Origin of the sequence: Pseudoflavonifractor phocaeensis, from assembly GCF_021531375.1 — a bacterium.
Taxonomy (GTDB): Bacteria; Bacillota; Clostridia; order Oscillospirales; family Oscillospiraceae; genus Lawsonibacter; species Lawsonibacter phocaeensis_B.
Genome location: NZ_JADYTU010000046.1, coordinates 1 through 11,107, shown reverse-complemented (window position 1 = coordinate 11,107; position 11,107 = coordinate 1). Strand labels below are relative to the sequence as shown.

At 64.0% G+C, this 11,107-nt stretch carries 14 protein-coding genes and 1 pseudogene; 12 read left to right on the top strand and 3 right to left on the bottom strand.

Going from position 1 to position 11,107, the window contains the following annotated elements:
• The 12 genes and pseudogenes from I6E39_RS10695 to spoIID form a co-directional block, all read left to right on the top strand.
• Positions 1 to 212 (top strand): annotated as a pseudogene (locus tag I6E39_RS10695) (peptidase); the annotation flags it as partial.
• 7 nt (positions 213 to 219) lie between these two features.
• Complete coding sequence (locus I6E39_RS10690; RefSeq protein ID WP_235381569.1) at positions 220 to 852, top strand: sortase; 633 nt, start codon at positions 220 to 222, stop codon at positions 850 to 852.
• 184 nt (positions 853 to 1,036) lie between these two features.
• Positions 1,037 to 2,803, top strand: coding sequence for an FtsW/RodA/SpoVE family cell cycle protein (locus tag I6E39_RS10685; RefSeq protein ID WP_338127135.1), 1,767 nt, complete (start codon positions 1,037 to 1,039; stop codon positions 2,801 to 2,803).
• Positions 2,790 to 4,151 carry a penicillin-binding transpeptidase domain-containing protein gene (locus tag I6E39_RS10680; protein ID WP_235381568.1) on the top strand — a complete coding sequence of 454 codons (1,362 nt, stop codon included), beginning with the start codon at positions 2,790 to 2,792 and terminating at the stop codon, positions 4,149 to 4,151. The genes I6E39_RS10685 and I6E39_RS10680 overlap by 14 nt, the downstream gene beginning before the upstream one ends.
• Before the next feature lie 184 nt (positions 4,152 to 4,335).
• Positions 4,336 to 5,058 carry a sulfite exporter TauE/SafE family protein gene (locus I6E39_RS10675; RefSeq protein ID WP_235381567.1) on the top strand — a complete coding sequence of 241 codons (723 nt, stop codon included), beginning with the start codon at positions 4,336 to 4,338 and terminating at the stop codon, positions 5,056 to 5,058.
• A 17-nt stretch (positions 5,059 to 5,075) separates the two neighbouring features.
• Positions 5,076 to 5,774: a tRNA (N6-threonylcarbamoyladenosine(37)-N6)-methyltransferase TrmO gene (tsaA, locus tag I6E39_RS10670; RefSeq protein WP_235381566.1), complete on the top strand. Its 699-nt coding sequence runs from the start codon at positions 5,076 to 5,078 to the stop codon at positions 5,772 to 5,774.
• A gap of 119 nt (positions 5,775 to 5,893) precedes the next feature.
• On the top strand, positions 5,894 to 6,547 hold the full coding sequence (locus I6E39_RS10665; protein WP_235381565.1) for a MerR family transcriptional regulator: 654 nt from the start codon (positions 5,894 to 5,896) through the stop codon (positions 6,545 to 6,547).
• The gene (locus I6E39_RS10660) at positions 6,531 to 6,782 is read left to right on the top strand and encodes a hypothetical protein (RefSeq protein ID WP_235381564.1); all 252 of its coding nucleotides are present in this window, start codon (positions 6,531 to 6,533) and stop codon (positions 6,780 to 6,782) included. The genes I6E39_RS10665 and I6E39_RS10660 overlap by 17 nt, the downstream gene beginning before the upstream one ends.
• Positions 6,763 to 7,029 carry a hypothetical protein gene (locus tag I6E39_RS10655; RefSeq protein ID WP_235381563.1) on the top strand — a complete coding sequence of 89 codons (267 nt, stop codon included), beginning with the start codon at positions 6,763 to 6,765 and terminating at the stop codon, positions 7,027 to 7,029. The genes I6E39_RS10660 and I6E39_RS10655 overlap by 20 nt, the downstream gene beginning before the upstream one ends.
• Complete coding sequence (locus tag I6E39_RS10650; protein ID WP_235381562.1) at positions 7,010 to 7,321, top strand: YbjQ family protein; 312 nt, start codon at positions 7,010 to 7,012, stop codon at positions 7,319 to 7,321. The genes I6E39_RS10655 and I6E39_RS10650 overlap by 20 nt, the downstream gene beginning before the upstream one ends.
• 152 nt (positions 7,322 to 7,473) lie before the next feature.
• The gene (locus I6E39_RS10645; protein WP_235381561.1) at positions 7,474 to 8,421 is read left to right on the top strand and encodes an L-lactate dehydrogenase; all 948 of its coding nucleotides are present in this window, start codon (positions 7,474 to 7,476) and stop codon (positions 8,419 to 8,421) included.
• Positions 8,422 to 8,493: 72 nt separating this feature from the next.
• Positions 8,494 to 9,555: a stage II sporulation protein D gene (spoIID, locus tag I6E39_RS10640; RefSeq protein ID WP_235381560.1), complete on the top strand. Its 1,062-nt coding sequence runs from the start codon at positions 8,494 to 8,496 to the stop codon at positions 9,553 to 9,555.
• Between the two features lie 120 nt (positions 9,556 to 9,675).
• Here the strand turns inward: spoIID and I6E39_RS10635 are convergent, their stop codons facing one another.
• The 3 genes from I6E39_RS10635 to I6E39_RS10625 all read right to left on the bottom strand — a co-directional run bounded on the left by I6E39_RS10635 (position 9,676) and on the right by I6E39_RS10625 (position 10,989).
• Complete coding sequence (locus tag I6E39_RS10635) at positions 9,676 to 10,041, bottom strand: hypothetical protein (protein ID WP_235381559.1); 366 nt, start codon at positions 10,039 to 10,041, stop codon at positions 9,676 to 9,678.
• On the bottom strand, positions 9,969 to 10,127 hold the full coding sequence (locus I6E39_RS11160) for an MgtC/SapB family protein (RefSeq protein ID WP_338127136.1): 159 nt from the start codon (positions 10,125 to 10,127) through the stop codon (positions 9,969 to 9,971). The genes I6E39_RS10635 and I6E39_RS11160 overlap by 73 nt, the downstream gene beginning before the upstream one ends.
• Before the next feature lie 70 nt (positions 10,128 to 10,197).
• The gene (locus I6E39_RS10625; RefSeq protein WP_235381558.1) at positions 10,198 to 10,989 is read right to left on the bottom strand and encodes an HAD-IIA family hydrolase; all 792 of its coding nucleotides are present in this window, start codon (positions 10,987 to 10,989) and stop codon (positions 10,198 to 10,200) included.
• Positions 10,990 to 11,107: the final 118 nt, after the last annotated feature.

Sequence of the window (11,107 nt, the reverse complement as noted above, 5' to 3'; positions counted from 1 at the left end):
CTCCGAAGGTGGCCCCCCCCGAGCCCCCCATCGAAGTCATTGATCCCGAACCCGAACCGCCCATTGATATCCCCGATCCCGAGACTCCCAAGGGCGAGCTGCCCCAGACCGGGATGCTCCAGTGGCCCGTGCCCCTGATGGCGATGGCGGGTCTGGTGCTGTTCAGCCTGGGCTGGCTGAAGGAGCAGAAGTCCCGAAAGGCGGACGACTGAGACGGACATGAAGGACCGGAAGAGAAAGCTCCTGTCCACGGGCAGAGTGATGATGGGTCTGGGACTGGCGCTGCTGCTGGGCGCCGGCGGTCTGCTGGCCTATAACCAGTGGGATGACCACCGGGCGGGCCAGGAGAGCGAGACAGCGGCGGTGACGCTGGCCCAGGAGATCCAGACCCAGAACGTGGAGGTTCAGGAGGTGGCGGTGCTTCAGGCGCCCGAGGACCCTGAGCCTCAGGCGGAGCTGCTGAAGGTGGCAGAGTTGGACGGCGCCTATTATATGGGCGTTTTGACCATCCCCAAGCTGGACCGGCTGCTGCCGGTCCAGAGCGACTGGTCCATGGCCAAGCTGAAGCGGTCTCCCTGCCGGTACTCGGGCAGTCTGGACCAGGAGCTGGTGATAGCTGCCCACAATTACCGGAAGCATTTCGGCGGCCTGTCCAGTCTGGCCCAGGGCGATAATATCGTATTCACCGACCTGGAGGGCGGCCAGCGTGTCTATGAGGTACGGGAGGTCTATACCACCCAGGCCACGGACATTGAAGGCATGGTCCACAGCGGATATGACCTGACCCTGTTTACCTGTAACTACAACGGTCAGGCCCGTGTCACGGTGCGCTGCAAGCTGGCGGAGGGCTGAGAAGCCGTTTCCACCGAAGTAATAGCCAATCAAAAGGGCCCCACGTTTGCGTGGGGCCCTTTTCTATTTCAGCAAAGAAACGGGGAGGGAAACGGAATTTGTTTTCAATCTGTCCATAGATTTTCGGGGATTTCCATGCTAAGATAATGTCCACACTGACTTGTCCCCGAAAGGAGGGAGTTTTTTGGAGAAGTTTTGTCTTTCGCTCCAGACGGGCATGGACTGTCTGCTGGCCTTTGCGGACCAGCATCCCCAGGCGGTGGAGTGGTATTTCGCTCTGGTCCGCTTCGTGTTTCCCCTGCTGGCCCTGCTGATCCTGATCCGGGCCATACGGGGCCTGCTCCGGGTCCCACATGCCGCGGAGTGCTGGGGCCAGCTGGCACTGCCCGGCGGAGGGTCGCTGCCCATCTTCCACTGGGAGAATATTTTGGGCCGGGCCTCTTCGGCGGACGTGCGGCTGGACCTGCCCACCGTGTCCCGGCAGCACGCCGCCCTGATCCGGAACGACAGGGGGGAGTGGCTGGTCACCGATCTGGGTTCCAAGGGCGGGACCCTGGTAAACGGCCTGCCGGTAACCGGACCGACTGCGCTCCGGATGGGGGACGCGTTGTCCATCGGCGGAGTGGAGCTGCTGTTCCTGCCCCTGTCCCGGGAGGAGGAAGAGGCTCTGGCCGCCCGCCGCAGGTCGGAGGCCCCCCTGCCCATGTGGCCCTCGCTGCTGTGGCTGACCCTGTTCCAGATTTTGGCCGCGCTCCAGCTGGTGCTGCGGCAGGAGGAGCCCTCGGTGCTGTGTCCGCTGACCTTTGGGGCTCTGTCGGTGGTGATGTGGCTCTACTATCTGGTCCTCCGGGGTGCCGGGGCCCGGGGCTTTGAGATGGAGACCATTGCCTTTTTCCTGTCCACCCTCTCTCTGGCCATTACCGGCTCCTCGGCGCCGGGTGCCATGGTCAAGCAGCTGGCTGCTGTGGTGCTGGGAGTGCTCCTGATGGTGGCGCTGGGGATCTGGATGCGGGACGGTGACCGCATCCAGAAACTGCGCTGGCTCATGGCGGCCCTGGCCATCGGCCTGCTGTCCGTCACGCTGGTGATCGGCAAGACCAAGTTCGGCGCGGCCAACTGGATCATTTTGGGGCCCCTCTCCTTTCAGCCCTCGGAGCTTGCCAAGATCTTCTACATCTTCGCCGGGGCCGCCGGGCTGGAGCGGCTGTTTCGGAAGCGGAACCTGGGCCTGTTTATGGTCATGACCGGGGTGTGCCTGCTGTGTCTGGCGCTGATGAGCGATTTCGGCACGGCCTGCATTTTCTTCGCCACTTTCCTGGTCATCGCCTACCTGCGGTCCGGAGATTTTGCCACCCTGTCCCTGATCTGCGGCGGGGCGTCATTCGCCGGGGTGCTGGTGCTGAATTTCAAGCCCTACATCTTGCGGCGGTTCGCCTCCTGGGGCCACGCCTGGGAGGCGGCCTCCACCACCGGCTACCAGCAGACCCGGGCTATGTCCGCCGCCGCCTCCGGAGGGCTGGTGGGCGTGGGCGCGGGCAACGGCTGGCTTTGCAGGATCCCGGCGGCGGACACCGACCTGGTGTTCGGGATGCTGTGTGAGGAGTGGGGGCTGCTCATCGCCGTGCTGGCGGTGCTGTCCATTATTACCCTGGCCCTCTTTGCCGCCCGGGCCTGCCGGGTGAGCCGGTCGGCCTTCCCCACCATTGCCGCCTGTGCCGCCGGCTCCCTGCTGGTGGTCCAGACCGGGCTGAACGTGTTTGGAGCCGTGGATCTGCTGCCTCTCACCGGCGTGACCTTCCCCTTCCTGTCCAACGGAGGGTCGGCCATGATGGCCTCCTGGGGCCTGCTGGCCTTTTTGAAGGCCACCGATACCCGGGAAGGGGCCAGCTTTGCCATCCGAAAGTCAAAAAAGAGCCAGGGAAAGGAGGTCTCCGGCCATGAAAAAGCTTGAACGGCGGGCGGCCCTCTGCCTGGTGCTGGCTGGTTTTCTGCTGGCGGGACTGGCCGTGTTTCTGTTCCGGTTTGCCGCGGACGGGAGCCGCTGGGCCTCCTCGCCCTTTAACCGGCATCTGTACAGCAGCGAGGGCGTCCTCATCAGCGGTACGGTGCTGGACCGGGACGGCGATGTGCTGTCCACGGTGGAGGGGGGCAAACGGGTCTACACCGACGGCAAGACCCGGCGAAAGGCGACTCTGCATGTGGTGGGGGACCCCTACGGCAATATCAGCACCGGGGCCCTCAGCGCTTTCGGGCAGAAGCTGACGGGATACACCCTGCTGGGCGGGGCCTTCGGCGCGGAAGAGGGCAGCGACCTGTATCTGACCATTGACGCCGACCTGAACGAAGTCGCCTATCAGGCCCTGAACGGCAAGAAGGGCACGGTGGCGGTGTACAACTATCAAACGGGGGAGGTCCTGTGTCTGGTCTCCACGCCTACCTACGACCCCCGAAATATTCCCAAGGATCTGGAGACCAACGAAGCCTACGAGGGGGCCTACCTCAACCGCTTCCTGTCCTCCACCTTTACGCCGGGGTCGGTGTTCAAGACGGTGACGCTGGCGGCGGCGCTGGAGTGCATCCCAAATCTGGAGGGGCGGACCTGGACCTGTGAGGGCTCCGTCCAGATGGGCGACGGAGTGGTGACCTGTACCGGCGCCCACGGGGAGCAGACCATCCGGGATGCCCTGGCCAACTCCTGCAACGTGGTCTTTGGGCAGCTGGCGGTGGAACTGGGAGGCGGGATGCTGGAGCGGTATGCCCAAAAGGCGGGACTGACCGCTTCCTACTCTGTCAGCGGTATCCACACGGCCAAAGGCTCCTTTGACTTTGGAGGAGACCTATCCCAAAGCGAGCTGGCCTGGGCCGGAGTGGGCCAATACCACGACAGCGTCAACCCCTGCGCCCTGATGGTGTACATGGGGGTCATCGCCAACGGGGGAAAGGCGGCGACTCCCTGCCTCATTCAGAAGGTGGAGCGGCCGGGGCTGCCCGCGCTGCCCCAGTTTACCCGGTCCACCGGGCGGCTGCTGTCTGAAGAGACGGCGGAGAAAGTAGCGGACATGATGGTCAACAACGTGGCGGCGGCCTACGGGACCAAGCGGTTCCCCAATATGGACCTGGGGGCCAAGTCAGGCACGGCGGAGGTAGGGGCGGACCAGAAGCCCCACGCCTGGTTCGCCGGGTTCCTCCGGGACGAGGACCATCCCTATGCCTTTGTGGTGCTGGTGGAAAACGGAGGGAGCGGCGCAGACGTTGCCGGGACCGTGGCCTCCAAGGTGCTGAAGGCGGCAGTGCAATGAAATTCAGGGGGCGGCGGGAGCCGCCCCCATTTTCTGTGGAAGCCGGTCTCGCCCAGGGGGAACAGAACGTTCCCGCCACGTCCGTTGAAGGGAGCGCCCAAAGAGCCGGGGGAGACAGTGTTTGGTTGCAATCGCTGCCGACCCTATGTATAATGAAAAAAACGGGATCAGGAGGGGTGTGCGAATGATCTGGGCGGTGGTGTTTTTGGCCGCGGCGGGGGCGGGACTGATCCAGTCAGTCACCGGCTTTGGGGCGGCCGTCATGATGATGCTGGTGCTCCCCTATTTCTTTGACATGATCCGCAGCCCTGCCCTGTCGTCCTCCATCAGTCTGGGGCTGTCCGCGGTGCTGGTCTGGCGGTTTCGGAAATACGTGGACTGGAAGCTGACCCTGCCGGTGGCTCTGGCCTATGTGACCCTGAGCACGGCGGCCATCTCCGTGGTGGGAAAGCTGGACCTGGACATGCTGACCATCGTCTTTGCCCTGCTTCTGATCCTTCTTTCCTTGTACTATCTGTTCTTTTCCGGCAGCTTTTCCATCCGCCCCACTCCGGTGAGCGCGCTGGTCTGCGGCGCGGCGGCAGGGATCTGCGGGGGACTGTTCAGCATCGGCGGGCCCGTGGCGGTGCTCTATTTTTTGCCGGCAGCCCGGAGCAAGGAGAGCTATGTAGCCAACCTGCAGCTGCTGTTCTGCATCACCAATCTGACCAATCTGTTTGTCCGGATCTCCAAGGGCATCTACACCTGGGAGCTGGTCCCCCTGACCCTGGTGGGCGTGCTGGGGATCAACCTGGGCAAAATTGCCGGTCTGCGGGTGCTGGACCGGCTGGACATTGCGGGGATGCGGAAGCTTGTCTATCTGTTCATCGGAGTATCCGGCGTGCTGACGCTGGTGACCCATCTGTGATCGGGGAGGGATCGGTTATGGCCCAGACGGCCCAGGTACACATTATCGCCCATATCCGCAGCGACTTTTCCACCAAGTTCGGTATTCCCAGACAGAGCGGCCTGGTGGAGGAGCTGGAGGCGGCGGTAGTCTTTGAGCCGGAGTATCGGAACGAAGCAGCCCTGCGGGGGCTGGAGGGCTTCTCCCATCTCTGGCTCATCTGGGAGTTCTCCCAGGCCAAGCGGGAGTCCTGGTCCCCCACGGTGCGGCCCCCCCGGCTGGGAGGCAACCGGAGGCTGGGGGTCTTTGCTACCCGGTCCCCCTTCCGGCCCAACCCCATCGGTCTGAGCTGCGTCCGGCTGCTGGGGGTGGACCTCCACACGCCGGATGGCCCGGTGATTCGGGTGGCGGGCGCCGACCTGATGGACGGCACCCCCATCTATGACGTCAAGCCCTACCTGCCCTACGCCGACTGCAAGCCGGAGGCTCTGGGCGGCTTCGCCGCCCAGCCCAAGCAGGCCAGCCTGACGGTGGACTTTCCCGAGGAGCTTCTGGCCCTGGTACCGGAGAGAAAACGGCAGGCCCTCCGGGGGGTGCTGGCCCAGGACCCAAGGCCCTCCTACCAGGAGGACCCCCAGCGGGTCTACGGCATGACCTTCGGCGGACTGGAGGTCAAATTCCGGGTGGAGGGAGACCGGCTCACCGTCTGCCAGGTGGAACCCGCCCCGGAGCGGTAAGGGACGTTTTTAAGGCCAGAGAGACCTTCCGCCGGGGGGAATGATGAATTTTTTTGAAAACCCCTTGACCTTCCACCTTGTGGAAGGTGTAAAGTCAGGGCAGAAAAGGGGATGAGCCCATGAAGATCAACGAGGTGGAGGCCCAGGTGGGCATCACCAAAAAGAACATCCGCTTCTATGAGGAGCAGGGCCTGCTCTCGCCCCGGCGGAACAGTGAAAACGGGTACCGGGACTACGGCCCCGAGGAGGTGGCCATTCTGCGGCAGATCAAGCTGCTGCGGAAGCTGGGCGTCCCTCTGGAGGAGATCCGCCGGATGCAGGCAGGGAGTAGCACCGTGGCCGACGGGATGCGCCGCCACCTGGTCACCCTGGAGCGGGAGCGGCAGAATCTGGAGCAGTCCATGGAGCTGTGCCGGGGGCTGAAGGACCGGGAGGTGCGGCTGGCCGACCTGGACGCCGCTGCCCTGTTGGAGGAGATGGAACGGATGGAGCGCTCGGGCACCACCTTCAAGGATAAGCAGACCGGAGACACCAAGTCCATCCGGTATGTGGCTCCGGTGGCGGTGGCCCTTCTGATGACCGCCCTGATGGCGGGAATCGTGGCGCTGATGATCTGGGGCTTTGGGCTGGACCCGGCCAACGCGCCGCCCCTGCCGCTGATGGTGGTGTTTGTGGCCATCCCCTGCCTGGTGATTCTGGGGGTCCTGCTGGCGCTGGTCCAGCGGATCCGTGAGATCGGAAAGGGGGAGATCGACGATGCAAAAAACTACTAAGGGAAAAAAGCGGCTGGGCGCCGCGCTGTCCGCACTGGCGGTGGGCGGCTTTATGGTCCTGATGGCCGTCTGTATGCTGACGGACTGCTTCGGCGGCGGGACCGCGGGAGAGACGGTAGCCATTCTGGTCGCGGCAGGTATGTTCTTCCTCGTCGCCGGGGGAGTCGTCCTGGCCCTGGTCCAGCGGTGGCGGGAGATCGAAAGGGGAGAGGAAGATGAGGCCAGAAAATACTGAGGAGCGCAAAGAGCGGCGCAAACGCTCGGCGGTCCGGGGCGTGGTGTTCTTCGCTCTGCTCCAGGTGGCCTGCGCGGTGTGCTTCGGGTCCCTGTGTATGATCCCCGGCATGCCCCAGTGGTGCGTGATCCTGTTCGGTGTGCTGGCGGTGCTGTGTCTGGCGCTGATCCTGCCCGCCCTGCTGGTGTTAAAAGACCGTTTCAAAGAAATTGAAGGAGGAGAATTGGATGCTGCTGGTAAATATTGATTATATCCCCGGGAAGGAATTTGAGGCGCTGGGCGTGGTGAAGGGCACCGTGGTCCAGTCCAAGAACTTCGGCAAGGACTTTATGGCCGGGATGAAGACCCTGGTGGGCGGCGAGATCGTGGGCTATACCGAGATGCTCACCGAGGCACGCCAGATCGCCACCAAGCGGATGGTGGACGAGGCCGAGGCCCTGGGGGCCGATGCGGTGGTCAATATCCGGTACGGCTCCTCCGCCGTGATGCAGGGGGCCGCCGAGGTCATCGCCTACGGCACCGCCGTGAAATTCCGCTGAGCGCCAATCAAGAGAACAAAAACAGGGCCGCCGGGAGACCGGCGGCCCTGCTGTTTTTCTCCGGAGCGGCCTTCGCATAAATGGGCGGAAACGCGGCACAATGAAGGCGAGGGAGTCCGGACGGAAGGGCCGGACCGGAAAGGAGAACGATCATGCGCGTCAATCCCAGAAAAGCGGCCATCGTGGGCTGCGGCTTTGTAGGGGCGTCTATCGCCTTCCGTTTTTTACAGCAAGGGCTGTTTTCCAAGCTGGTGCTGTTGGACGTAGACCGGGAAAAGGCGGAGGGGGAGGCTATGGACCTGAGCGACGGCCTGCCCTACGCCTCCCCTGTGGAGATCACCGCCGGAACCTATGACGACGTCGCCGACTGCGCTCTGGTGGTCATTACCGCCGGAGCCAACCAGAAGCCGGGGGAGACCCGGCTGGATCTGATCGGCAAGAACACCGCCATCCTGCGTTCCATTATCGGGGAGATTACCGCCCGGGACTTCGGGGGCATCCTCCTGGTGGTGTCCAACCCGGTGGATGTGCTGACCTACGCGGCATGGAAGCTGTCGGGCTATCCCCGTCAGCGGGTCATCGGCTCGGGCACCGTTCTGGACACGGGGCGGCTCAAGCAGCTGCTGGGGGAGGAACTGCGGGTGGACAGCCGGAACATCCACGCCTTTATCGTGGGAGAGCATGGGGACAGCGAACTGGCGGTGTGGAGCGGAGCCAACGTGTCCGGCATCGACCTGGAACACTTCTGCCGCCTACGGGGGGACGGTCTCCACGCCGCGGACATGGACCGGCTGTACCAGAGCGTCCGGGACAGCGCCTATGAGATCATCAAGCGCAAGGGAGCCACCTACTACGGCATCGCCATGGCGGTGGGCCGCATCGCCGAGGCCATTGTCCGGGATGAGCACGCGGTCCTCCCCATCTCCGTGGTGCTGGAGGGCCAGTACGGTCAGGAGGGGCTGGCGCTGAGCGTGCCCTCCATCGTGGGCCGCAACGGCCTGGAGGAGGTGCTGGAGATCTCCATGAGCCGGGGGGAGAGTCTGGCCCTGTCCGCCTCCGCCCGTCAGCTGAAGGAGGCCATTGCCGCGCTGAAGCTGTAGGCCCCCGCCTCCAGGCATATCCCGCCGCCCAAAGCCATAAGCTGGTAGCATCAGGACAAGGGGGACGGGGACATGAAATGGAGCAAAACGCGGGTGGGATTTTTCGGCGTGCTGGGCGGGCGGCAGGTGGCCGCAGCGGCGCTGGTGATGGTGTCGCTGCTGTTCCTCTTGCCCGTGTCCCTCCTGTCCGGGGAGCCGCTGTACTGCCGGGGCGGGGAGTTCCCCGACCTGGCGGCGGGGGAGGACCAGCCATCCGATGAACAGTCCGGGACTCAGACCGCATCCCGGGACAGGGGGCGGGCGGTACGGCTGCAAAAGACCGACGGGACCATTGTGGAGCTGTCCATGGCCGACTACCTGTGGGGGGTGGTGGCGGCGGAGATGCCCGCCTCCTTTGAGGAGGAGGCGCTGAAGGCCCAAGTCTGCGCCGCCCGGACCTACACCGTCCTCAAGCAGAACGCAGCTTCGGAGAAGCACCCGGGGGCGGACATCTGCGGAGACAGCACCTGCTGCCAGGCCTATGTGGAGCGGGCGGCGGCGGAGGCCCGATGGGGGCTGAACGCCGGGGAGTACGGGGAGAAGATCGACCGGGCGGTGGCGGAGACCGACGGGCTGGGCATCCTCTACCAGGGCCAGCCCATCCAGGCGCTGTTCTTCTCTTCTGCCCCGGGAAAGACGGTGGACGCGGTGGAGGTGTGGGGTAGGAACGTGGACTATCTGACCAGCGTGGACAGCCCAGAGGGAGAGGAAGTGCCCAACTACCGCAGCCAGGTGGTGCTGACGGCGGAGGAGGTCAAAAAACTTGTTCTGGCCGACTATCCCGGGGCTGACCTGTCGGTCGATCCGGGGAGCTGGTTCGGCCGGGCCAGCCGGAACGAGGGGGGCACCGTGTCCTCCATCCTCCTGGGGGGCGTCACCCTCACCGGAAGCCAGGTGCGGACCCTGTTTTCTCTGCGGTCCGCGGCCTTTACGGTCACTTGGGACGGGACCGAGTTTACCTTTGACGTCACAGGCTACGGCCACGGAGTGGGCATGAGCCAATACGGAGCCAACGCCATGGCCAAGGAGGGGAAGACGTTTCGGGATATTCTGACTTGGTACTATACTGGGACCCAGGTGGACCAGCTATGGTAAGAAAATGGACGTACCGAAGCTTCGGTACGTCCATTTTGCCGCGATTGCAGAATAGACGGCGGAGCGAGAAGCCCCCGGTCTGCCTGGGAAGCCAGCCTCTCGTTTTATTCGCCTTGCCGGTCACAGCTCCTCCACAAGGACGATGCCCTTGATGGCGTGGAGCTGCCCCAGGAGCCAGTCCGCCTTGCACTTCTTGTTCAGACGCAGGGTGAAGATCGCGCAGGAGGTGATCTTGTCACCGTCGGCATTTCGGGTAATCTCCATGTCCAGCAGCTTCAGATCCAGCTCGCGGTAGAGCCGAAGCACATGCTCCAGACAGGTTTTTCCGGTGTACTCCATGTAGAGGTTGATCTCGGGCGCGTTGTCCAGCATCCGGTACTCCAGCTTGGAAAACAGAAGCTCGGCCAGCAGGATCAGCAGGGTGGCCAGAAGACCGCCCTCATAAAAACCGGCCCCAGGGTGAGGCCGATGATAGCGGCCGACCACAGGCCTGCCGCGGTGGTCAGCCCTTTGACCCGCTGGCGCCGGGTCACGATGATGGTGCCCGCGCCGATAAAGCCCACTCCCGCCACCACCTGGGCGTACTGTTCCTTCCCTATCTTGGAGCGGGAAACAAATCCCGTTTCGGGACCTGAACCGCCTTTACTCCATCCGGAGGAAGATCTCCCGGATGTCCTGATAGACCTCCGACGGCCGGATTTGGAACTTCTCAATGTCCTCGGGCACGCCCTCCCCTGAGAGAACGAAGGCGGTGTCGATCCCGGCGTTGACGCCGCAGGCGATGTCGGTATAGATCCGGTCGCCGATGAGGACCGTCTCCGCTCTGGAATAGCCGTAACGCTCCATGGAGAGCAGGGCCATCTCTGGCTCCGGCTTGCCGATAAACTTGGGCCGGCGGCCGGTGGCGCGGAACAGCATCTCACACACTGAGCCGCAGTCGGGGACGGAGCCGTAGGAGGTGGGGCAGACCCAGTCGGGATTGGTGGCCACAAAGTCCACGCCCCGGCCCAGCAGGATGCAGGCGTCCTCCAACTTTTGGAAGGTCAGTTCGGTGTCAAATCCGCACACCAGCAGGGGGATACCGTCCTCCAGCTTGTCCGTGACGCGGAAGCCCGCCTCAGCCAGCTGTTCCCGGAAGGTCCTGGTCCCGAAGGCGTAGATCAGCGCGTCGTCGTACTTGCCCCGCAGATACCAGATCAGGGCGTCCACCGAGGTCAGAAAGTCATCTGCCGTGGAGGCGATCCCCATGCCGGCCAGACGGTCCACATAGGCCGAGACGCTGCGGGAGGAGTTGTTGGTGACAAAGAGGTATTTTCCGCCCCGTTCCCGGACGCGGCTGAGAAAATCCAGGGTGCCGTCGAAAAGGGTGTCCCCCAGGTAGATGGTGCCGTCCATGTCCAGCAGGAACAGCTTTTTTTGCCTGAGATCGATCATCGTGTCATCCTCCGTGGATCAGAATCGGGGCCGGGGCCCCGGCTGGCTCAGATCCGGGCCACGCCGGACTTCCGGGCGGCCTCGGCCACCGCCTTGGCCACGGCGGGACCTACCCGGG

Bases quoted from the DNA above. Each gene is read 5' to 3' on its own strand.
- I6E39_RS10655 (WP_235381563.1), top strand. From the start codon at position 6,763: ATGAGGCCAGAAAATACTGAGGAGCGCAAAGAGCGGCGCAAACGCTCG.
- I6E39_RS10650 (WP_235381562.1), top strand. From the start codon at position 7,010: ATGCTGCTGGTAAATATTGATTATATCCCCGGGAAGGAATTTGAGGCG.
- I6E39_RS10680 (WP_235381568.1), top strand. From the start codon at position 2,790: ATGAAAAAGCTTGAACGGCGGGCGGCCCTCTGCCTGGTGCTGGCTGGT.
- spoIID (WP_235381560.1), top strand. From the start codon at position 8,494: ATGAAATGGAGCAAAACGCGGGTGGGATTTTTCGGCGTGCTGGGCGGG.
- I6E39_RS10645 (WP_235381561.1), top strand. From the start codon at position 7,474: ATGCGCGTCAATCCCAGAAAAGCGGCCATCGTGGGCTGCGGCTTTGTA.
- I6E39_RS10660 (WP_235381564.1), top strand. From the start codon at position 6,531: ATGCAAAAAACTACTAAGGGAAAAAAGCGGCTGGGCGCCGCGCTGTCC.
- I6E39_RS10690 (WP_235381569.1), top strand. From the start codon at position 220: ATGAAGGACCGGAAGAGAAAGCTCCTGTCCACGGGCAGAGTGATGATG.
- I6E39_RS10625 (WP_235381558.1), bottom strand. From the start codon at position 10,989: ATGATCGATCTCAGGCAAAAAAAGCTGTTCCTGCTGGACATGGACGGC.
- tsaA (WP_235381566.1), top strand. From the start codon at position 5,076: ATGGCCCAGACGGCCCAGGTACACATTATCGCCCATATCCGCAGCGAC.
- I6E39_RS10675 (WP_235381567.1), top strand. From the start codon at position 4,336: ATGATCTGGGCGGTGGTGTTTTTGGCCGCGGCGGGGGCGGGACTGATC.
- I6E39_RS10665 (WP_235381565.1), top strand. From the start codon at position 5,894: ATGAAGATCAACGAGGTGGAGGCCCAGGTGGGCATCACCAAAAAGAAC.